The sequence below is a fragment of the Pseudoalteromonas sp. OF7H-1 genome, assembly GCF_022347825.1.
GTDB classification, from domain to species: Bacteria; Pseudomonadota; Gammaproteobacteria; order Enterobacterales; family Alteromonadaceae; genus Pseudoalteromonas; species Pseudoalteromonas maricaloris.
The window spans coordinates 36910-59124 of sequence record NZ_JAKRFX010000010.1 but is presented as its reverse complement, the minus strand read 5'-3'; the positions used below and the strand labels follow the sequence as shown (position 1 = coordinate 59124).

The 22215-nt window shown below is 42.8% G+C and carries 17 protein-coding genes; 11 read left to right on the top strand and 6 right to left on the bottom strand.

Annotation, left to right across the window (positions count from 1 at the left end):
• Positions 1-100 precede the first annotated feature (100 nt).
• Entirely contained in the window at positions 101-2965 is a 2865-nt protein-coding gene (locus MHN30_RS13775) for a pitrilysin family protein (RefSeq protein WP_239360023.1), read from the bottom strand.
• Positions 2966-3308: 343 nt separating this feature from the next.
• Here MHN30_RS13775 and MHN30_RS13770 point away from each other — a divergent pair, with 343 nt between their 5' ends.
• From MHN30_RS13770 to MHN30_RS13745, 6 genes are all read left to right on the top strand, one after another.
• Positions 3309-4565, top strand: coding sequence for an HlyD family efflux transporter periplasmic adaptor subunit (locus MHN30_RS13770; protein WP_130165323.1), 1257 nt, complete (start codon positions 3309-3311; stop codon positions 4563-4565).
• A gap of 14 nt (positions 4566-4579) precedes the next feature.
• On the top strand, positions 4580-5302 hold the full coding sequence (locus MHN30_RS13765) for an ABC transporter ATP-binding protein (RefSeq protein WP_130165324.1): 723 nt from the start codon (positions 4580-4582) through the stop codon (positions 5300-5302).
• Between the two features lie 3 nt (positions 5303-5305).
• Positions 5306-6619, top strand: a complete 1314-nt coding sequence (locus tag MHN30_RS13760; RefSeq protein ID WP_130165325.1) for an ABC transporter permease — start codon at positions 5306-5308, stop codon at positions 6617-6619.
• 18 nt (positions 6620-6637) lie between these two features.
• Entirely contained in the window at positions 6638-7840 is a 1203-nt protein-coding gene (locus MHN30_RS13755; protein ID WP_130165326.1) for an FtsX-like permease family protein, read from the top strand.
• A 114-nt stretch (positions 7841-7954) separates the two neighbouring features.
• On the top strand, positions 7955-9295 hold the full coding sequence (locus tag MHN30_RS13750; RefSeq protein WP_130165327.1) for a sigma-54 dependent transcriptional regulator: 1341 nt from the start codon (positions 7955-7957) through the stop codon (positions 9293-9295).
• A gap of 8 nt (positions 9296-9303) precedes the next feature.
• Positions 9304-10593, top strand: coding sequence for an ATP-binding protein (locus MHN30_RS13745; RefSeq protein ID WP_239360021.1), 1290 nt, complete (start codon positions 9304-9306; stop codon positions 10591-10593).
• Positions 10594-10632: 39 nt separating this feature from the next.
• On the opposite strand, the gene MHN30_RS13740 is transcribed toward MHN30_RS13745, so the two are convergent.
• From MHN30_RS13740 to MHN30_RS13720, 5 genes are all read right to left on the bottom strand, one after another.
• Entirely contained in the window at positions 10633-11277 is a 645-nt protein-coding gene (locus tag MHN30_RS13740; protein WP_239360019.1) for a 2OG-Fe(II) oxygenase, read from the bottom strand.
• Positions 11278-11340: 63 nt separating this feature from the next.
• Positions 11341-11814 carry a low molecular weight protein-tyrosine-phosphatase gene (locus MHN30_RS13735; RefSeq protein WP_239360017.1) on the bottom strand — a complete coding sequence of 158 codons (474 nt, stop codon included), beginning with the start codon at positions 11812-11814 and terminating at the stop codon, positions 11341-11343.
• 128 nt (positions 11815-11942) lie between these two features.
• Complete coding sequence (gene hmpA, locus MHN30_RS13730) at positions 11943-13112, bottom strand: NO-inducible flavohemoprotein (RefSeq protein WP_239360016.1); 1170 nt, start codon at positions 13110-13112, stop codon at positions 11943-11945.
• A 25-nt stretch (positions 13113-13137) separates the two neighbouring features.
• Complete coding sequence (locus tag MHN30_RS13725; RefSeq protein ID WP_239360015.1) at positions 13138-14355, bottom strand: NnrS family protein; 1218 nt, start codon at positions 14353-14355, stop codon at positions 13138-13140.
• Positions 14356-14580: a hypothetical protein gene (locus MHN30_RS13720; protein WP_239360014.1), complete on the bottom strand. Its 225-nt coding sequence runs from the start codon at positions 14578-14580 to the stop codon at positions 14356-14358.
• A 161-nt stretch (positions 14581-14741) separates the two neighbouring features.
• On the opposite strand from MHN30_RS13720, the gene norR reads away from it, so the two are divergent.
• From norR to MHN30_RS13695, 5 genes are all read left to right on the top strand, one after another.
• Positions 14742-16304: a nitric oxide reductase transcriptional regulator NorR gene (gene norR / locus MHN30_RS13715; RefSeq protein WP_343224345.1), complete on the top strand. Its 1563-nt coding sequence runs from the start codon at positions 14742-14744 to the stop codon at positions 16302-16304.
• Positions 16305-16544: 240 nt separating this feature from the next.
• The gene (gene bfr, locus MHN30_RS13710; protein ID WP_039491614.1) at positions 16545-17015 is read left to right on the top strand and encodes a bacterioferritin; all 471 of its coding nucleotides are present in this window, start codon (positions 16545-16547) and stop codon (positions 17013-17015) included.
• Positions 17016-17018: 3 nt separating this feature from the next.
• A complete protein-coding gene (gene bfr / locus MHN30_RS13705) occupies positions 17019-17501 on the top strand; it encodes a bacterioferritin (protein ID WP_039491612.1) in 483 nt (160 codons plus the stop codon).
• A gap of 152 nt (positions 17502-17653) precedes the next feature.
• Entirely contained in the window at positions 17654-18883 is a 1230-nt protein-coding gene (locus MHN30_RS13700; protein ID WP_239360012.1) for an ABC transporter substrate-binding protein, read from the top strand.
• Positions 18880-22191 (top strand): response regulator, encoded by a 3312-nt coding sequence (locus tag MHN30_RS13695; protein ID WP_239360006.1) that lies wholly within the window; start codon positions 18880-18882, stop codon positions 22189-22191. The genes MHN30_RS13700 and MHN30_RS13695 overlap by 4 nt, the downstream gene beginning before the upstream one ends.
• Positions 22192-22215: the final 24 nt, after the last annotated feature.

Genomic DNA, 22215 nt, shown 5'->3' with positions numbered 1-22215 from the left:
CTATTTTACCTTCGATGCTAAAGTTAGCATGATAAGTGCTACCAGGGCTTTCTCTGCGCTCACACCTATCATACTTTTTTACTTTGTTATTTTACCAAGGTTAATTGAGTCTTATCACTTCGCCAAGTCCTAGCGCCGTTAGGCGATTAGCTTGCGTTTTTGCATCTCCAACCACGATGTATATGAGTTTATTCGGATGAATATACTGCTTGGCAAGTCCCTTCATGTCATCGACTCCCAGTCTTTCGATTTGTTCGTTGCGTTGCTGCATAAAGTTGTTTGCCAAATTCAGAGACCCAATTTGCTCAAGTACATTAACTTTTGCCGTTAAGGTTTCAAAGCGTCTGGCATTACTTTTTAAATAGTAATTTTTTGTCGTTGCTAAATCGGCTGCAGTATATGTGTTTCCGTATTCTTCGACGATTTGTTTTACTAACTCCAGAGACTCCAAGGTGACATTGCTTCGCACGTTAGATTTTATTTCAAACATTGAGGTGACTAGTGTAGCGTCAAATTTTGAGCGTATATGATAGGTATAACCTTTGTCTGCTCTTACAATCTGAACAAGGCGAGAAGAAAACCCACCACCGCCAAGGATGTAATTCATCGCTGTTGCGTTAAAGTAGTCAGTGTGATTTGCTTTAAGTGACGGATGAGCAATTAGTAGTGTCGATTGCTTTGCCTGCGGAATATCATAAAAATATATTGCTGCAGAATTAAGTGCATTTGGCTCGGGTAAAAGAGGAAGTGTTACTTTTGATGCGGGCCAGTTGTCAATTAGCTGTTCAAGAGACTTTTGAATATCTGCATGTTTGACTGCACCTGCTACATATAATTTTGCCAATTGTGGGGCGATATTTTTTTGATGGTAGGTTTTTAGGTCATCAATAGTTATCTTCGAAATGCTTTCTTTTGTGCCCAGTGTATTATTTGCCAACGGGTGATGTTGTGGATATGTAAGCTTGTATAGCTCTTTTTGGGCGATGGCTTCGGGATCTGCTGATGATTGTTGTAGTTGTCCGGTAACCGTTTGTTTAGCAAGTTCAAATTCAGCTAAATCCCATCTCGGTTGTGTCAGTATTTCACCAATTAATGCCATTGTGGCTTCATAATTACGTGCCAGAGTACTTGCTGTTAACACTATTTGCTCGCGCTCTGCTGTTACTGTGATAGTTGAGCCTAGTTGTCTAATCTCATTGTTTAACTCTTCAGCTGATTTGGTCGCTGTCCCTCGGGTCAACATATTTGCAACTAAGTTAGCCGTGCCATTTTTATCTGGCGACTCTAGTAACAATGCACCATCGATAGTAAGTTTTATTTCAACCAATGGCACTTCGTCACTGTATAGCGAAAAGACTTCTAGTCCATTTTTTAACTGAGCTGTTTTTACATCTGGTGTTGGAACTACCGGAGTTTTTCCAAACTCGGGTTCTATGGAACGATCAAAGCTAGATGGTGTTTTGCTAATCTGGAGTGGCTTGGCTGTATCGAGTTCGCTGATATCTTCAAGGTTGATCTGCTCTTCTTTAATCACTGCCTTTTGGGCGGTGTCAACAGCGAGTTGCTTACTGCCTTTGGGTACAAAGCTAGTTGAAACAAAAGGCTTATTCTTTAGATATGTATTATAAACACGCCAAATATCGGCTGTGTTGACTGCACGCATCAAGTCAATTTCTTTATTAATGTATTCAGGATCATTTAGCAGCAGATTGTAATCGGCAAGCGCGACGCCCTTATTTACAACACTTGATAGGTTCCGATAATACTCAGTTTCTATACCCACTTTTACACGATGAAGATCGTCTTGTGAAAATGCTTCTGTTTCGAAGCGCTTTAGCCCAATTTCAATCGCTTGCTCAACTTGATCTAAATCGACACCGTCATAGGCGGTTATCATCATGAGTAACTCGCCAGCTAATTCAGAGCGGATATCAAGTAGCATTAAACCAGAGCTTAATTTCTGCTTCTCAACGAGCTCATTGGTTACAGGCGCTTGGTTGCCATCAGTTAAGAGCTTAATTAGCACATCCATCGCATAGCTATCTGGATGAAAACGCGGCATAGAAGGCCATGCTTGTGTTAATTGAGGAACTTGCGCAAAACTATCTTCATGGTAGCGTTTTTTGCTGCTCGTCAACACGATAGGTTGCTTCGGTGGGGGTGAAACTTCCGGTCCTCTTGGAATATCGTTAAAATATTTTTCGACCCAAGCTTTTGCCTGAGCACTATCAAAATCTCCAGAAATAACTAACGTAACATTATTCGGTCCATACCACCGTTTATAGAAGTCTTTGACGTCTTCGACAGTAGCGCTAGCTAGGTCTTCTAGGGAGCCTAATGGCAGCCAGTTGTAGGGGTGAACGACTGGATACAAGTTTTTTGTAATTACATCAAATACATGACCGTATGGTTGGTTAGTGACGCGCTGACGCTTTTCGTTCTTTACGACTTCTTTTTCTTGTTGAAGAACGGGGGTTGTTACGGTGTTGATGAAATAACCCAGTTTATCGGCCTCAGCCCAAATCATCTTTTCCAGTGCATCATTGGGTACCGTTTGCATGTAATTCGTGATATCTCGGTTAGTCGAACCGTTTGCACCAGAGCCTCCCACTCGAGCACTTAGCTTATCTAGTCCACCTTTACCTAAATTTTCAGACTCTAAAAATAATAAATGCTCGAATAAGTGAGCAAATCCGGTTTTTCCTACCTTTTCACGTGCAGAGCCAACGTGTGCAGCAAGGGTGACGGCAACAACGGGATCGGATTTATCAATATGAAAAACAACATCTAAGCCGTTATCTAAAGTGAACTTCTCAAAATCCACGTGAAAAGACGAGTTGGCATGATCAGGGACATCGGTTGCTGGCTGAACTGTAATATCTTGTTTTTGGAGATTAGAAGTAGAACATCCTGAAAGAGTGAACAAACTTGCCGTGATAGCAAGAGCAAGTGGCTTAACGTTCATTAACTTACCTTTTAATTATAATTTTCTGTTAATTTAAACAGTTGCGAAACTAGTGTCCATAAATAAGGGAATATTCCTTCGTAACTGTTTCAGATTTCTTATTGTGTCCGCTGCGGACACTTTTTCCGTCCGCGGACACTTTTTGTCCTCTTCTAAAATAAAATAAATTAATAATATCAATATCTTAAGTTTTGGCACAAAGTTCGCCTCTTTTACTGCATACAAACTAATAAAGAAGATACGTTATGTGGTTAAGTACTGCTTTTTTAATTTCACCCTTGATGATGTTGGCTGTAGCAACGGTTGTGGCGGTATTTGACTCGTTAATTCGAGGAGAATCATTATGATTAAAGACACAAGCGGACAAGACGAAGTGCTCCAAACTGGTAAATCTAAAAAGAAGCTTGGTCTTGTAATTGCGGGTGTTGTCATTATTGCAGCGCTTAGCGCACAAGTCGTGTTTGGTGGACCCAAGGCTAGTAGCTCTGTGGCTAAAGATAGAGTACAAATTGCAGCCGTGACTTTCGGTGAGTTTACCCGCGATATTGCCGCCACAGGTTTTGTCGTTGCTGCAAATGCACCACAAATTTACAGTCCGGAGCAGGGTTATGTCTCTTTACAGGTTAAAGCGGGTGATAGCGTGACTCAAGGTGAAGTGCTAGCAACAGTCAAAAGTCCAACTTTAACCAACCGGCTCCAACAAGAAGAAGCGGAGCTGCAAAGACTGAGTGGTGAGCTTGAAGGGAAAAAGTTAGATGTTAGACGTCAAAACTTGGCGTTAAATCGCTCCTTAGATCTCGCTCGTGTCGAACTATTAGCGGCAGATAGAGAAGACCGACGAGCTCAGTTATCTATCCAAAAAAACCTCATCAGCCAAATTGATTTAGAAGAAGCGCAAGACGACCTCGCGCGGGCAAAATTAAACTTCAATCATGCAGAGCAAGAAGTTGCGCTAGGCAAAGATACCTTGGCCTTTGAACTTAAATCTGTTGAGAATCAGCTTGAGAGGCAACGCTTAATTGTTGAAGAATTAAAACGTCAAGTTGCAAGTTTAGATGTGATTGCGCCGGTTTCAGGCATAGTCGGTAATTTATTAGTTGATCAAAATGCGCTTGTTAATGCCAATCAGGGGTTGATGAAACTTGTTGACTTAAGTGCTTATGAAGCCGAGCTGCAGGTTCCTGAAAGTTATGCGGCAGAGCTTGGGCTCGGGATGGCTGTCGAGCTTAGGATTGGCAACCAAAATATTTCTGGCGTGTTATCTGCGATTTCTCCAGAAGTAAATAACCGTGAAGTCACCACTCGAGTACGCTTTTCGGACGAGAACATTGATGGCATTAGACAAAACCAACGTTTGTCTGCTCGGATTTTACTAGAGCACAAAGAAAACACCTTAATGGTCAAACGTGGTGCTTTTATGAGTGAAGGTGGACACATTGCTTACAAACTAAGTGGTGATATCGCTGAGCGAATTGAGATCACCACCGGTACCTCAAGCATCAGTGAAGTTGAAGTGCTTAATGGCTTACAGCAAGGCGATCAAATCATCATCAGTAGTTACGACGCATTCGAACGTGCGCCCAGCATCTTATTAAGATAAGAAGGAAAATAATAATGTTAGTTATGAATAATATCGGCAAAGTATACCAAACTGATATGGTGCAAACACACGCACTCAGAGATTTTAACCTGCAAGTAAATGAAGGAGAGTTTATCGCGGTAACGGGCCCTTCAGGCTCAGGTAAAACGACCTTCTTAAATATTGCTGGGATGCTAGAAGGGTACTCTAGTGGTCAATATATGTTAGATGGAATTGATGTTGGTAAGCTCAATGACAATCAAAGAGCTGATCTGCGAAACCAAAAAATCGGTTTTATTTTTCAAGGCTTTAACCTTATCCCAGATTTAAACTTGTACGAAAATGTTGAAGTGCCATTACGCTATCGTGGTATCAAGGCGGCTGAGCGCAAGCGCAGAATTGAAAGCTGCCTCGAGCAAGTTGGCCTTGCTGGCCGAGCAAAACATTTGCCACAACAGTTGTCCGGCGGACAGCAGCAGCGTGTGGCTATTGCAAGAGCGCTTGCTGGTGAGCCACGCTTTTTGCTCGCTGATGAACCAACGGGGAATTTAGATAGTTTAATGGCGCGTCAGGTGATGGAATTACTAGAACAAATTAACCGTGACGGCGCAACGATAGTAATGGTTACCCACGACCCGGAGCTTGCAAGGCGTACACCAAGAAACATCCAGATTGTAGATGGACAGGTTGCGGATTTTACTTTGTACCAAGGTAAAGGTGCGGCTTCACAAGCGTTGAAATCTCAGGTGGGAGCGTAAGTTATGTTTGCCCATTACCTTGATTTAGCCTGGCGTAGCCTAAAAGCCACGCCGCTTGCGACTAGCCTAATGGCGCTGGCCATTGCCATTGGCATTGGCGTCACTATGGTGAGTTTGTCTGTGTATCACATGATGTCCGCCGATCCAATTCCAAGCAAAAGTAGTAAACTCTATGCTGTACAGCTACAAGTGATGGATGAGGGACAAACCTATCATTCAGCTGATGATATTCCCTTTCAGCTGACATTTTTAGATGCGAAAAACCTTTATCAAACGCTAAACATCGACAAAAAAGTCGCGATGTTTAAATCTGGTTTTGCAGTTCATGTAAACAATCCTGAAGTGAGCCCCATGTTGCAAACGACACGGCTAATAACCCGAGAGTTTTTCGCCATGTTTGAGTTGAATTTTTTGTATGGTGGAGTGTGGAGTCAAAGCCAAGCAGACAATGCTGCACCAGTTACTGTTATTGACGAAACTATCGCACAAAAGTTATTTGGCCGCAGTGATGTGGTGGGAGAAAGTATTTATTTAGCGCAGCGAAGATATCAAGTAGTAGGGGTAACTAAGGAGTGGCAGCCAAACGTCAAAATGTATGACTTAAACAATGGCGCGTTTGCTGATGCAGAGCGTATCTTCATTCCCTTCAGTCATGCGGCAGCTTATGAGATTGATACTTGGGGAAATACAAATGGTTGGAAGCGCGAAGAGATTAACAACTTCACGGACAAAATGAATTCAGAAATGCTTTGGACTCAGTTTTGGGTTGAATTAGAGAATGAAAAAGAACAACAAGCGTTAGCAACACAACTAGATAACTACATCCAAACCCAACAAGATTTGGGAAGATTTAACCGTAAAACACGAGAATTTTCACTTCGAAATGTCACTGAGTGGCTTGAGTACAATAATGTAGTCAGTGAAGATAACAAAGTCATGATTGGTTTAAGTTTTATGTTCCTTGCCGTTTGCTTAGCCAATATTCTTGGGTTGTTACTTGCGAAATTTCTTAAACGTGCCCCTGATGTTGGTGTAAGAAGAGCACTTGGCGCAAGTAAAACGCAAGTGTTTTACCAACACTTGGTTGAAGTGGCGTTGCTTGGTTTTATGGGGGGAGTGATAGGGATAGTTTTTGCTCAGCTTGGCTTATGGGGGATCCGTAAAACTAGCCATGTCTACGAAAGTCTTGCAACGATGGATGTCTCTATGCTGTTAGCAGCGCCGAGCATCGCTATTGTGACTTGTATTCTTGCAGGGCTTTACCCAGCTTGGATAGTGTGTAAAACATCACCTGCTACTTATTTAAAAGTGCAATAAGGCAATAAGGAGAGTCCCATGTTGGAATTAAAACCCATTATCAATGCGTTATTGCGCTCTAAAGTCGGTGCTGTACTTGCTATCCTACAACTTGCCTTGACGTTGGCAATTGTCAGCAATTCGCTGTCCATTATTAGTGAGCGCGTCAGCTATCTCAATAAGCCAACTGGCTACCCTGAAGAGTCGATAATCACCTTCAGTGTCATGTCGTTTGACGACAAGATAGATGCAAATCAGCAGCTTATCGTTGATGAGAGAATACTAAAAAGTATCCCTGGAGTTATAGAAGCCGTGGGAGTGAGCTCGGTTCCGCTTTCAGGAGGAGGCAGCAATTCGGGATTCAGCTTAACCCCAGAAGACGATGGTAAACATACAAACTCGGGGCATTTATACGCCAATGAACAAGTGATCCGTACCTTGGGCGTAAAATTGATAGAAGGCCGTGATTTCACATCTGGAGATGTCTTGATCTCAAGTGAATACGCTAAGCAACCAGATGTTGTTATTGCCAGTAAGGCTTTTACGGACGAGATATTTGGTGAGGGTAAAGGATTGGGCGAAACGATTTATTATGGTGGTGGCCCGTTAAAAGTCGTGGGGATTGTTGAGCGTATGACTAATGCTTGGCCGCGTTTTAGAAATGCTGATCGCTTAATTATTTTTCCTATGGTGAATGCGAATGGATTTCAAGATTTCTTAGTTCGCACCGATCCGAGTTTGCGTGGCGAAGTAATGAAAAAAATAGAGTCGGCGCTGCTTCAAGAAAATCCTAGTCGTGTGATCACAGGCATTAAAGGGCTTGATGAGGTGAAAGGAAAGTACAATTCTAAAGACTTATTGATGCTAAGAATGTTGCTAGTGCTCATCACCGCATTAGTCGTCGTGACGGCGCTGGGAATATTTGGTCTTACTCAGTTTAATATCAGCAAACGTACTAAACAGATAGGTACTCGCAGAGCTTTGGGGGCGCGCAAGTCTGCAATTGTTCGTTACTTTGTGGTAGAAAACCTCATTGTTTGTGCAATTGGCTTAGTACTTGGCACAGTGGCTACGGTTTTTCTAGGACAAAAGCTAATGTCTTTGTATTCAGTGCCACCGCTAGAAGTAAGCTATATTTTTATAACGGCGCTTGGGCTTATCGTGCTTTGTATCGCGTCAGTTATTTTTCCTGCTAAGAAGGCGGCGAACATTTCACCGAGTATCGCGACAAGAAGTGTATAACCCTTATGCTAATCAGGTTGTGTGAGTAGCCTGATTAGCATTACTCTAACTTGCCTTGTATTAGTTGTGCTAATATAGGTAAGTGGCAACATGTAATAACAAGAATAAAATCATATGGATAAAATCTTAATTGTGGATGATAACCCCGCAGTACTTGATGCACTGTCATTGTTACTAGAGCTGCATGATTATCAAGTGGTTACCGCGTGCTCACCGTTAGAAGCAATTAAAGTGGTGTCGTTTCAGCAAATAGCACTAGTTATCCAAGATATGAACTTTAGTGCAGACACCACTTCAGGAGAGGAGGGGGCTGCGCTTTTTCACCAATTGAAAGCACTAAATGCAAAACTCCCTATTATCTTATTAACGGCTTGGACTGAGCTCACCACGGCGGTTGAGCTGGTAAAAGCCGGAGCGGCAGACTATCTAGCGAAGCCGTGGGACGATCAAAAGTTACTCACCACTATTGCAAACCTCGTAGCGCTTGGTGAGGCACATAAGCAAGTTGCAAACTTTGAACGGGCTGAACAAGAACGCCAGCAGTTTAATCAAGGCGCGGATTTATGCGGGTTTGTGTATAAATCGGTGGCCATGCAGCGAGTCATAGATATGGCGCTGCAAGTCGCCAAATCTGATGTATCAGTGTTAATAACCGGTCCAAATGGTAGCGGTAAAGAAAAAATCGCGGAGATCATTCAAGCGAATTCACCACTAAAAAATCAACCGTTTGTCAAAGTGAATGCAGGCGCGCTCCCAAGTGACTTAATCGAAGCTGAGTTATTTGGTGCTGAGAGTGGTGCATATACCGGTGCGAATAAGCAGCGTATTGGTCGCTTTGAAGCCGCAGATAAAGGCACGTTATTTTTGGATGAGATTGGTAATTTACCTCTTCCAGGGCAAACAAAATTGCTACGTGTTTTGCAAAGTGGCGAGTTTGAGAGGCTAGGTTCAGTCGAGACAAAAAAAGTCTCTGTTCGTGTCATCTCAGCAACGAACGCGGATCTGCTAGCGGATATTCGAGGGGGGAAATTTCGTGAGGATCTATATTATCGCTTAAATGTCATCGAGCTAAACTTACCCGCGTTGTCACAGCGAGTGGATGATATTTTACCTTTGGTCGCGCATTTTTTACCAGCAAGAGGGCTTACTTCGGATGCCCAGCAAGCATTATGTGAACACCCTTGGCCTGGTAACGTACGAGAGCTTGAAAATGCCTGTAAACGGGCGGCAGTATTGAATCCAGGTGGCGAGCTCAGTGCGAAGGATTTTGGTCTTGGTGTGCAGGCAAATACAGCACAAGTTAACGTATCGCAAACCATACGAGAACCCAGTAAAGAAGAATTGGAGCAGGCGCTCAAGACTCACCTTGGCGTGATTGCGAAAGTAGCACGACATTTCAACATGAGTAGACAAGCCCTTTATCGTCGCTTGCAAAAGTTTGGCATTGAATATTAAGGACAATAATGACGACCTCGCAGCAACATATATTGATCATTGCCATCAGTATTATGATTGGCCTTATTCCTTTATGGTTCTTACTCGATGACCACAGCGGTTTCATTGTAATAGTACTAGGCTCCGTCAGTGTTGCGCTTGTGCTGTATAAACTATTAATGCGTGAAAACAAAGCGGGGTGGGAGGCGCTAGAAGTCGGCTTGATGAACTTTAAGGATGGCGAATTTTCTACGTCCATTACCTATAACGCTAACAATGAACTCGGTAGACTGTGTCAGTTATTCAATGAAACAGCAAAGCAGTTAAGAGATGAAAAACAATGGATTTATCAGCGTGAGCTGATGCTTGATAAAGTGCTTGAGTCGTCACCTCAGGTACTCGTCCTCGTCGACTCACAAGATGTGGTGGTATTTGCCAACAATAGTGCAAAAACGTTTTTTAACTGTGAGCATCGCCTTGAAGGTGAGCGTTTTAGTAAGTTGTTATCCGAAGTTCCGGATGAACTTCATCAAGCTGCAAATAACCAACTTGATGGCTTGTTTTCAATACAAAACAGCAGTGGTGAGTCGCAAATGTGGCATCTCGCCAACGGTGAGTTATTACTCAACAACCACTTTCACAAATTATATATTTTTAAGCAATTCACTCGAGAGTTGAGCCGCCAAGAAGTGCAAGTTTGGAAGAAAGTGATCCGCATCATTAGCCATGAGTTAAACAACTCATTAGGGCCTATTTCATCTATGCTGCACAGCGGACAGATCTTGGCTGAACGCGTGGATGAACCTAGGCTAAGTCGAGTCTTTGCGACGATAGAAGAGCGCATTGTGCACCTTAGCGAGTTTGTTCAGGGCTATGGTAAGTTCGCCAAACTTCCTTTGCCAAACATTGAATCTGTGGATTTGCAGGTTTTGTGTGAGCGGCTGCAAAGCCATTGGTCATTCCAGTATCAGCTTAATCAAACGCAGTTACAGGCAGACACGACACAGTTAGAACAGTTACTTATTAATTTGATAAAGAATGCGACCGAGTCTGGCTCAGAGATAGAGGAAATCTGTGTTCAATCTGAGCTGCGCAACGACGAGGTTTATATTTGGGTGCTCGATAGAGGCGAAGGCATGAGTGACACCGTGATGGCGAATGCCTTAATTCCATTTTACTCTACCAAAGCGTCAGGAACAGGGCTTGGCTTAGCGCTGTGCAGAGAAATTGTGGAAGCACACAACGGTAAGATCAGCCTCTATAATCGCGAAGGTAAAGGTTTGTGCGTCGAAATTCGGTTACCGAACAAATTATCCTGAATTTACTCAGGATAATAAACTTAAGACTGAGCTCATCAATTATTTTGGTGGATCAATCGAATGGTTAATGCTGGCGTTAACCCTAAACCACCCTGCAATTGAATAGCGCTTTTCGTTGGCAACCAGTACTTCATGAGGAAATTCATCACTTAAGAAGGTAACTAGTGTGCCGTAACTTGGCAGTACCGTTGTGAGTATCTCGTCGTGATTATCGGGATTGTAAACGACAAGTTCGCCGCCATTGTCTGACGCCCAAGACTGATTTAAGTACAATACCGTGGTCAAAATTCGGTTGGTCTTTCCCTTAAAGGCGTCCATATGCTTTTTGTAAAACGCCCCAGGAGGATAAATGGCAAAATGGCTTTCATAACTAAAGAGTCCCATAAACAGTCGTCTGTTTAAATAGGCCTTTAGCTCGCCCATGTAGTTGAGCCACACAGATTCCAACTCATTGCTGGTGTCTAACCAGTGAATTTTATCTCTGCGAATTTTGTTATTTTGCTCGTGAGAGGCTAAACGACCAATTCCAGCTTGCTTAAAGTCGTCACTGCTGAGCTCTGCTATTCTCAATTCTAACTTGGATAAAATGTCGGGACTGACGAAAGTTGGCAAAATACTAATGCCTGTGGTTTGTAAGTCCTGAGCTAATTTCTCGAACGGAAATTCTAAGTCTAAATCTAACAATAGCGGTGCCTCTGAAAAAGGTCTTTTTACCGCTTTGTTTGGTACCGATCCAGCGAGTTAATTTCACCTTGTCGATAAGCGAATTTTGTTAATGATGTTTTCACTGGCGGCTTCGATTAAATCAAGCACATGTTCAAAGCCACGTTCACCACCATAATAAGGATCAGGCACTTCATGCTCAGTCATGTCACCAAACGCTAAAAACAGCTGAACTTTATGCGCTAATTCGTTAGGACAAATAGAGAGTAGATCGCGGTAATTTGAGTTGTCTGCGCACAAAAGTAAGTCGTAATCTTCAAAATCGCTGGGTTTTACTTGCTGCGCTGATATGCCTGAAAAGTCATACCCTCTTGCGCTGCCTGCCGTGACACTGCGTGGATCTGGAGGGTTACCTTGATGATAGCCAATGGTGCCAGCGGAATCGATACGGGTTGTTAACTCTGTTGCTGCGAGTTTGTGCTTTAATACCGCCTCCATAGTTGGAGAGCGGCAGATATTACCCATGCAGACGACTAAGATACTAGAAATTGCGCTCATATTGTTGTCCTTCAAGTACGCTTTTATACCAATAATATTTATTCTCCAAGTCTACCGATTTTTTAATTCAGAGCAAAATATAAGGCGCCGGCTAATACCAACAGTATTAGGGCGCCAAATTTAACTCGTTAGTTTGGAAGGTTTTCGTGAGGACCGAATACCTCATAGAATATTTGCTCGGCTTGTACACCGGCATTCATCAGTTGGGTTTTGATAAAGCGCATAAAGGCAACCGGACCGCATAGGTAGAACTCTCCGTCTGTGAGCGGCAAAGCATTTTTGATTGCGTTGATATTCATCAGTCCAGAATGCGTACCCTCGGCTTCTGACTCCAACCAAGTAACCACATTAAAATCTCGGATATTGCTACCAAGCTCATTGATTTCTTTGTTGAAACCTAAGTCACTGTGAGTTTTATTCGCGTGTAAAAAATGCGCTTCGACTTCAGGTGAATGTTGGCTATGAACACCAAGCATGCAAAGCATAGGGGTTATTCCAACCCCTGCGCTAATGTATACCTTTGGACTGGCTGTGTGTTGTCTGACAAAGTCTCCAGCTGGTGGAGTGAGCTTGAGGGTGTCGCCCTCCTTAAGTGTATGAAGATATTGCGATACTGCACCGTCGTGTTTAGTAGAGATCCTAAGGTACGAACCATTGGGGGCAACAGACAAAGAGTATTGGCGGATCTGCTGAAACCCTGCCACTTCTTTTGGTACAAAGACAGAAACAAATTGTCCAGCTTGGTAATGAGGTAGGGCTTTACCGTCGACAGGCTTGAGATAAAAGCTTTTAATATTTTCAGTATTGCTTATCACCTTTTCAATTGTAAATTCACGAGTTCCTTGCCACCCACCTTGCTGATTAAGTGCGGTTTGATACAGGCCATGCTCTGCGGTGATAAATAAATCGGCTAAAAACTGGTAGGCACTAAGCCAAGCTTGCTCTATTTCGGCTGTGAATTGCTCGCTGAACTCGGCTTTGAGCGTTGCAATTAAATGCCGGCCAACAATAGCGTATTGCTCCGGTAAAATCCCAAGGCTAACGTGCTTATGGTTGATACGTAAAATGGCGTCACTGAGTACCTCTGGTTGATCAATGTAATTGGCATAGGCCGCTAATGCTGCAAATAGTGCCAACGGCTGTTTTCCCGAAGCCTGATGGGATTGGTTGAATACCCCTTTTAACTCAGGGTGTTGATTGAACATGCTATGATAAAACTTGGCGGTGATCTCGGGACCAACCTGGGCCAATAGCGGTGCACTTTGTTTTACCAACTCAATCGTATTGTGTGTAAGCATTAATATCTCCAGTTTGAGAGTAGAGTTAACCTATTCGCCCATCGACGCGTTTTTGTATCAGCATGGGCGCGAAGGTAATGGAAAAAAGCATAAAACCAAAAACCCAAGCCACGGCACTTAACAGCCATGCATTGTGCGGGTTTATAAAATGAATAAGGAATGCGCGGATAAGACCTGATACCGCGATACAGATAAATGCCAGTGTAGTTGTCGCGCTTACCTGTAATAGTCGACCAGTGTGGCCCAAGGTAACGCGAGTCATCATGGCTAAGATCATTAATCCCATGCCATTAATTGCTACTAAGTGAAGGTGGCTACGTAAATGCTCTGGTGCAAAGGTATTGTTGTATGCGCTAATTATTAAACCCACTGCGATTGCACAATATGACAGGTACAGTGACCAAAGCAGCGGTACGTTAAATAATTTACCGTTAAACCAATAAATTGCTCTTATCGAGTGCAGTAGCCCAAGGAGCAGAAGTGCAGCACTCAAATAGTGAGTATTGGGCATTGTAAACTGCAGGATATAGGTGAAAACGCAGATGATGGAGAGGTAAAAGATCGTCCTGTCTAACCTTGGAGTATGTGGTTTTTGTGCTTGCTGCAATCCTCGGGCAATAAAAAACGGAATAACGCGGCCACCCACCACACCAATCAACAGCATGTAAGCAATAAGTGTTGCTTGGCTTGCAGCGCTTAGCAATAAGAAGTGCTGGTTGTGAAGTAAAATCAAAAATATGATGTTGCAGCCACACAACATGCTTACAGCAAAAATAAAAACACGATTGTTTTTGGATTTTGCATCAACAATTACGCTCGTTAAATTGAATAGTACAATGAGCCAAAAACTCAGTTGTATTAGCAAGGTGATGATGATTGAAGAATTTGCCACAAAAAAGCTCAGTCTAGCGGCACACCAAATAATACAGAGTGACAGCAGTGCGCCACCATGTAATGTCTGTCTTTGCGTCCAATTTTTTGCTGCGGTTAGCAAAAATCCGGCGACGACAGCACCGCCAAAGCCAAACAGCATCTCGTGGGCGTGCCAATAGGTCGCTGGGTAATCATTACGCCAAACAACATTGCCATTGAGCAATAAAGCCCACACAGAAATACTCACAACAGCGAATAACCCCGCGAGTAAAAATAGCGCTCTAAAGCTGAGCATCAACACGGGCCAAGTAGATGGTAAATACCAACACACTGCTTTTGGACTGGGCTCTTCTAGCTGGATTAAGCTCATTTATTTAACCTCCAAACCTAGGTGGTATAGACAAACAAGGCGGATGATGTAGGCGAGCTTAATCAAGGCGGCCAATACGATAGTACTAATATGTGCTGCAATTTGTGAGAAGAGGCTGAAGCTTTCAACGCTAAAAAAACTCACTTGCAGTGACAGCACAAACGCTGCGAGAGAAGTGAAAATGGCGATGTTGCTATATCTTAAAAGTTGGTATGCACGGCTCATCGTTAACTCTGCGAATGTTGATATATAGACTGCACATTGCAGGTGTCACGCCAACTTTAAAATGCTATATAAATCATTGGATTAGTATTCTCTTATTGATGTTTGAGTCAAATTGACCTATCTTAAATAGTGTTTATTTGAATAAATTGAGTCTTTTTGACATGAATTCGTTAGCGCTCTCCAAATTGCTTGAGCTTAGTATGTCGTTATCACGACTTTCGTTGGCGCAAGAGGGCCGCGAGGTGAAGCAATACGCTAAGTCCTTGCTTTCAGCATTGAGTCAATCTGTTACCGCTGATGCCATCGCCATTCTTTATGGCGATCAGCATGCATTAACTATCCTAGCTTGCAATGGGTTGAGTGCGGACGCTGTTGGGCGGCAATTTTTGCTTACAGAGCAACCTAGATTGATGTCCATTTTCGAGTCTGACGAATTAGTTAGTTTTCCTGCCAATAGCGACTTACCCGACCCTTACGATGGTCTGTTGCTCGCCGAAGAAAGTCGCTTACCAGTGCATGCCTGCATGGGATTTAAGGTCGCGCTGCAAAGTAGTACCTTATTGGTGACGTTTGATTGCCTTAAACCGGATAGCTTTGAGCACTTGCCTGAGGTTTATTTGAAAACCCTACAAGCAATTGTCTCAAGTAGTGCATTACGTATGTTTGAGGCTGAGCGCCTCTATGAGCAAGCACGTGCATCTACACTTACCCAATCTCAAAAGTCCGTTAAAAAGCAAATTTTAGTAGGAGAGAGTGCGGTGATGCACTCGCTTAAATCAGAAATTGAACTGGTTGCTGGTTCTGAATTTAATGTGCTTATTCAAGGCGATACGGGAACGGGTAAAGAGTTGGTAGCAAAACACGTACATTTTAATTCCCAACGAAATGACAAACCGTTTATACAAATTAACTGTGCGGCGCTTCCTGACTCGATAGCAGAAAGTGAACTCTTTGGTCACAAAAAAGGGGCGTTTACTGGGGCCGATAAAGACCGATTAGGAAAATTTGCAGCCGCGGACGGCGGCACGCTGTTTTTAGATGAAGTTGGTGAGTTGAGTTTGACTTTACAGAGCAAACTATTACGTGTGCTGCAAAGCGGTGAGGTGCAAGCGGTAGGTGCTGACCACATTCATATTGTCGATGTTAGAGTGGTTGCTGCCACTAATCGTGATTTAAAAGAAGAGGTGAGACGCGGAAAATTTAGGGCTGATCTTTATCATCGTTTAAGTGTGTATCCATTATTTGTTCCTCCACTGAGCGAAAGGCTAGATGACATACCGCTGCTGGTTGGGTTCTTTTTAGAGCAGCTAAGAGGTACGCTCAACGCAAAACAAGTGGTGATGGATAGGCAAGCACTCAGTCGGTTAATGCATTACGATTGGCCAGGTAATGTCAGAGAGCTTGAACATTGTGTCAGTCGTGCGGCGTTAAAAGCTAAGCATCAACAGTGGCAGGCTAATATCATTGAGATCCATGACATAGATATCGCGCCAAAACACCATCAACAAATTCAGCAGGCTGAGTGCATTACCACGCAAGAGAAAGCACCTCCTGTCGCCATGAAATTCGCCGTTGAGCTACTACAAAAAGACATGATCGTTAATGCGATGGAACGTCATGGGTTAAATTGGTCGGCAGCTGCGAGAGAGCTGGAAATGGATAGAGCAAATTTAGTTCGACTGGCAAAGCGTTTAGGTTTGGATGTTAAAAAGCAGATAAGTTGAGTAACCGGAGCTGCTGTATAAACTTCAATAAGTTAGCATATTTTTTATTCAGAGTTTTGACTGAATACAAGCTGTTCAAAAAATGAAACCCTAAATGTAATGAAAATTGTTATTAATACTCTTATAAGTTGTTTATTTTAAAAGGGTATATTAAGAAAACTGTTATTTTTATTTAATCTTGCGAAGAATAAATATTGAACTAGGGTTATAGGGCGTCACTCGACATTATTAGGGGGCCCTATGCAGGGTAATAAGCAAGTCATAACAGCGCTAAATCAAGTGCTTACGCTAGAGTTAACATCAATAAATCAGTTTTTTCTACACGCAAGAATGTACAAAAATTGGGGGCTGGAAGAGCTAAACGAGAAAGCGTATAAAAAATCAATCAAGGACATGAAGCAAGCAGATGATCTTATCGAGCGCATATTATTCCTTGAAGGGTTACCAAACCTACAGCATTTAGAAAAGTTACGAATAGGTGAGCATACCGAAGAGATGATGGCGTGCGACTTAGCGTTTCAACTCGATCAGCTTCCGACACTGCGCGATGCAATTGCGCTGTGTGAACATGAACAGGATTATGTTAGTCGAGAGCTACTTGAAGACATTCTTGAATATGAAGAGGACTATGTGGATTGGCTCGAAACGCAGCACTTCTTAATCAAAAATACCGGCATTGAAAACTATCTGCAATCGCAGATTGAGGGGTAAGTTATGCAAGGCAATTCTACCGTTATCGACTTACTCAACAAACAACTTACGCTTGAGCTTTCTTCTATGGATCAATATTTGGCTCATGCCAAAATGTATGAAGATTGGGGACTGGAGAAGCTACACCATAAGTTATCTCACGAATATGAAGAAGAGCTTGATCACGCTAAGCGGATCACGGAGCGCATTTTGTTTTTGGAAGGCACGCCAGATACCGCTTCTCGTGCGCCGATCCACGTCGGTACCGACGTGAAAGAAATGCTAGAAAATGATTTGGCTGCGGAAATTCTGGTAAAAGATCACTTGAAAAAGGTGATAGCAGTGTGTGAGCAAGCGCAAGATTATGTTACCCGTGAAATGCTCGAAACCCTGTTAGATGACACCGAAATGGATCACATTTATTGGCTTGAACAGCATATCAATTTAATCAAACTAATTGGTTTACCAAACTACATTCAGAGCCAACTTGCTAATAGCCCTGAATGATCCCAACCACCGCGCCTACCTTTGGGTGCGGTTTCTTTGTGCGCCATGCATTGTCTGGCTGATTTATAACGAGCAAGGTATTCGCTATAAAATTAAGCAATCACAATGATTTGAACTAAAGTTTAGTTATGTGTTGAGTAATTAGTAATACGATGAAAATATTATTACTGTTTTTCTGCTTCCTGAGCTCGGTTTGTCTTTCAGCAAGCTCCAAGCAAGTGTTTCGTATTTATCATGACGCTGATTATTCTAATTTAAATGAGTCAGCCGAAGCGATAAAAATGGGATTTCTAACCGCATTAGATGAAGTAGATAATCAAATCCAAGGTTATAAGGTTGAATTGGTGGCCAAAGACCATCGTGGTAATAGTAATCGTAGTTTGCTTCACTTTAAGCAATTTTTAAAAGACCCGAATGCCTTACTCGTGCTTGGTGGTGTTCATTCTCCTCCTTATATTAAATTTCGTAAATTTATCAATGAGAGTGAAGCGCTGCTGTTGGTTCCTTGGGCCGCTGGTGGGCCAATTACAAGATACCCGAGTAAGGATAATTGGATTTTTAGGCTTTCTGTGGATGACACCAAAGCGGGTAAAGTACTCATCAATTATGCAAAGCAACAAGGTTGTGTTGCACCTCATTTACTCCTTGAGGATACCGCATGGGGGCGCTCTAATTACGACACATTGCTAGAGGAATATAAAACGGCCAAGCCTAACAACGCGCTGCCTGTATCTTGGTTTAACTGGGCAACACAAGAGAATGAAGCACGGATCATGGTCCATAGTATTATTGAAAGTGAGCCGCAATGTATCATTTTTGTTGGTAATGCGATTGAGGGCGCAGAGTTTGTAAAAGCCATGGCAAGTATTGACGAGGCGCAGCGCCTGCCCATTGTTAGTCATTGGGGGATAACTGCGGGTAACTTTTTTAAAGTGGTTGGGGATAAGCTATCTGCAGATGTCTCATTGGCGGTCCTACAAAGCTGTTTTTCTTTTGAGAATAAACCATTAAGTGCGTTTTCGGCACGAGTATTTAATCGTGCAAAACAGCTTTTCCCGACCGAGTTTGCCAAGCATGGATTTGTTCAAGCAGCTCCCGGATTTATCCATGGCTATGACATTGCTAAGCTTCTTATTGCGGCAGCGGAGCAGATAAAACTGACAGATTCAGTCGCGACCAACAGAGCCTTATTAAAAAGCGCATTTGAGGATTTGCAATCGCCGGTCAGCGGCCTAGTAAAAACGTATCAACGGCCTTTTAGTGCCTGGAGTGATAAAAATGATTCAGCCCATGAAGCGCTAACCGTGCAAGACTTGTGTATGGGGCAATACCAGTCTAATGGCAGTATTAAACTAGTTTATAGTTACCCGGGGTCGCATTGAAAACTAAATTCACCTTTACGAGTAATCGCGCTTTTTACACCTTTTTAGGGCTAACGGCTATCGTTTCGCTTTTGCTCAGTGCACTTTTTGTTGGGCTGAGAGCAAACGTCATTGTCGAAGACTTAGTGAGAGAAACGAATGAAACCCAAGCTCAACTCGCAGTTAACAATTTAACTCAGTATCTTGAGAGCCGTAAACAAATACTATTCGATCTGTCTACACACCCTATTATTGTGAATGGTGCGATGGGTACGGGACTCTCCGCAGCGAAGTTACGAGATTTTTTGCGCAGCTTTCAAATTATAGGCAAAGAAGAAAAGCTGATGGTAATCAATATTCTCGGAGATGTGGTGTATGCAAACTTTGACTCCCATGAAGTGTTGGATCAAGAACCAAAATGGCTAGAGAAAGTGATTAACGCTGAAGTGGGTAATGTGATCGATTTAACTACAGTCACCAATGAGCACTTTTTTACTGTCGCGGTACCTATTTATTATAATGGTTTTGCTGAGGGGGCATTGATTGGTGAGTTTTCGACCAGTCTTGAAACGTTATTGGCAACCTCTTTAGAACACCAACTTCATAGTATCTCGTTAAAAGGCCAGTGGCTTGAGTTCTCTGATGTTGAACGCGTAGAAGATTACTTTAGTATTAAGTCATTAGCTATCGGGACTACCGGACTCCAGTTAGACTATCGCTTGCGAAAAAGCTTGGTCACTGACGAAGTGAAAAGGTTTGTGTGGGATCTTATTGGTGCTATTGCTTTTGGACTATTCCTATCATTTGGCTTGCTCTATTTGTTTGGTAAGCAACTTCTGTTAAACCCATTCAAAAAACTTGAAGAATCAAGAACAACACTCAAACGCAGCGAAGAGCGATTTAAACTCGCAATATTTGGTAGCGATGATGGTCTTTGGGATTGGGATCTTGAGCGGAATGCGGTGTTTTATTCAGACAGATTCAAATCTTTACTAGGCTTTTCGCAAGAGACACAAGCTTTATTTTCTGCGCATATTTCTAGTTTATTTGACCGAGTCCACCCAGAAGATCTCCCCAATTTAGAAAACTCAATTAAGTTTCATATGACGGAAGAAGAGCCTTTTGGTGTGGAGTGCCGAATAAAAACGAGGCAAAACAGCTATCGCTATTTTTGGCTAAAAGGTGCGGCGGCACTTAAAGATGGACAAGCGAAGCGGATAGTTGGCTCACTGTCGGATATTACTGATCAAAAGCTTCATCAAGAAGCGCTGAAAAAGGCCAAGGAACAAAATGATTTACTTGCTCAAGCAATAGAGTGCGCAAATGTCGGCATAACGATTGTTGACGCGACTAAGCCTGAATTGCCAATCGTATTTGCGAATAAAACATTTCAACAAATCACCGAATATGGTGATGAAGTACTGGGTAAAAACTGTCGCTTTTTGCAAGGTGAACATACCCAACAGCAAGCGTTAGACGAAATCAGGGAAGCAATAATAGCTCACGAATTCGTCAAAGTTGAATTGATCAATTACACCAAGTCTGGAAAGGCATTTTGGAATAGTTTACAGATCTCTCCGGTGTTCAACGAACAAAATCAATTAACGGCATTCGTCGGTATCCAGCAAGATATTACCGCTGCTGTTGAGGCGAAAAAGGAGCTAGAACAAGCGAAGCAAGCGGCGGAGCAGGGCGCGCAAGCTAAAAGCGAGTTTTTAGCGTCAATGAGTCATGAGATCCGCACGCCAATGAATGGTGTAATAGGCATGTTAAGTCTGCTAGAAGATGAGCACCTTACTCAAACTCAATTACATAAAGTGAGTCTAGCAATGGGCAGCGCCAAATCGTTATTAAATCTCATCAACGATATCTTAGATTTTTCTAAAATTGAGGCGGGTAAGCTTGAGCTTGAGTCACTAGATTTCGATGTTAGGGCATTGCTTGGCGAATTGGTTGAATCCGTTGCGTTGCAAGCGCAGAAAAAGGGACTTGAACTTATTCTAGATGTTACCCAACTTGAAAAGCCATTGGTGCAGGGGGACCCGAGCCGTATTCGACAAATAATCACCAACCTAATTAGTAATGCAATCAAGTTTACCGAGCAAGGCGAGATCATCATCCGAGCTTGGTTTAGTGAAGTGGATAATAAACTGAGATTTCATTGTTCAGTTGAAGATACCGGCATAGGGATACCAGAGGACAAAGCGGATAGGCTTTTTGCTAAATTCTCTCAAGTTGATGCCTCTACTACTAGAAAGTACGGAGGGACTGGACTGGGGCTTGCCATTGTCAGACAACTCTGTGAATTAATGGATGGCGATATCGCCGTTAGTAGTCGGTTTGGACATGGTAGCCAATTTGAATTTTTCGTAACTTTGATCCATGGCGATAATACTCAATTCGAAGCTGCAAAAATTGATTTACAAGGGAGCAAAATACTCCTAGTTGACGATAACCTCTCAGCCTTGACGAGTTTGGAATCTCAATTGCGGCGCTGGGGGGCGGATGTGTATAAAGCCAGCTCTGGAATACAAGCACTATCTCTATGTGAAGCTGAATACCAACGTGATAAAAATGTGTTTGATATCGCCTTATTGGATATGACGCTTAGAGGTATGTCGGGTGAGCAGCTCGGTGCTGCACTAAAAAATGATAAGCGATTCAAAGCAATAAAGCTTATCATGATGACGCAAATGGGTACTAAGGGGGATGGCCAGTTTTACGCGGATCGTGGCTATTCAGGCTATTTTCCAAAGCCCGTGACAACCAAAGACCTTTTTGATGCGTTAACCATTTTAGCTGAAGATGGCAAAGCGCTGGCGAATGCGAAACCACTAGTTACGAGTCACTATCTGAAGCTAGTAAGAAAGGCGAACGAAGCCGAATTTACGTGGCCAAAACCTTGTCGTATTCTACTGGTTGAGGATAACAAGGTGAACCAAGTTGTCGCATTAAGTATGCTCAAAAAATTGGGGATAACCCATATTGAAGTGGCTGAAAACGGACTGCTTGCTATTGAGCTGCTCAAGTCACATCAAGATGAATGTCAATTTGAACTAATTTTAATGGATTGTCAGATGCCAGAAATGGATGGCTATCGGACTACCGAGTTAATCCGAGACGGAGCCGCAGGTGAAAGTTATCAGGGCGTGAAAGTGTTAGCCATGACAGCCAATGCAATGGCTGGTGATAGGGAAAAGTGTCTAAATGCAGGCATGAACGATTACCTCACAAAGCCCATTTCGGAAGAGCCACTGAGCGAGAAACTACAATATTGGCTATACAAAAGCGAATACGCTTCCACAGACGATACAGAAGAAACGACTTAAGGGGGTAACTGAAGCAAATTGGCA

Coding starts and splice junctions, on each gene's coding strand:
- MHN30_RS13775 (WP_239360023.1), bottom strand. CDS start 2,965: ATGAACGTTAAGCCACTTGCTCTTGCTATCACGGCAAGTTTGTTCACT.
- MHN30_RS13770 (WP_130165323.1), top strand. CDS start 3,309: ATGATTAAAGACACAAGCGGACAAGACGAAGTGCTCCAAACTGGTAAA.
- MHN30_RS13765 (WP_130165324.1), top strand. CDS start 4,580: ATGTTAGTTATGAATAATATCGGCAAAGTATACCAAACTGATATGGTG.
- MHN30_RS13760 (WP_130165325.1), top strand. CDS start 5,306: ATGTTTGCCCATTACCTTGATTTAGCCTGGCGTAGCCTAAAAGCCACG.
- MHN30_RS13755 (WP_130165326.1), top strand. CDS start 6,638: ATGTTGGAATTAAAACCCATTATCAATGCGTTATTGCGCTCTAAAGTC.
- MHN30_RS13750 (WP_130165327.1), top strand. CDS start 7,955: ATGGATAAAATCTTAATTGTGGATGATAACCCCGCAGTACTTGATGCA.
- MHN30_RS13745 (WP_239360021.1), top strand. CDS start 9,304: ATGACGACCTCGCAGCAACATATATTGATCATTGCCATCAGTATTATG.
- MHN30_RS13735 (WP_239360017.1), bottom strand. CDS start 11,814: ATGAGCGCAATTTCTAGTATCTTAGTCGTCTGCATGGGTAATATCTGC.
- hmpA (WP_239360016.1), bottom strand. CDS start 13,112: ATGCTTACACACAATACGATTGAGTTGGTAAAACAAAGTGCACCGCTA.
- MHN30_RS13725 (WP_239360015.1), bottom strand. CDS start 14,355: ATGAGCTTAATCCAGCTAGAAGAGCCCAGTCCAAAAGCAGTGTGTTGG.
- MHN30_RS13720 (WP_239360014.1), bottom strand. CDS start 14,580: ATGAGCCGTGCATACCAACTTTTAAGATATAGCAACATCGCCATTTTC.
- norR (WP_343224345.1), top strand. CDS start 14,742: ATGAATTCGTTAGCGCTCTCCAAATTGCTTGAGCTTAGTATGTCGTTA.
- bfr (WP_039491614.1), top strand. CDS start 16,545: ATGCAGGGTAATAAGCAAGTCATAACAGCGCTAAATCAAGTGCTTACG.
- bfr (WP_039491612.1), top strand. CDS start 17,019: ATGCAAGGCAATTCTACCGTTATCGACTTACTCAACAAACAACTTACG.
- MHN30_RS13700 (WP_239360012.1), top strand. CDS start 17,654: ATGAAAATATTATTACTGTTTTTCTGCTTCCTGAGCTCGGTTTGTCTT.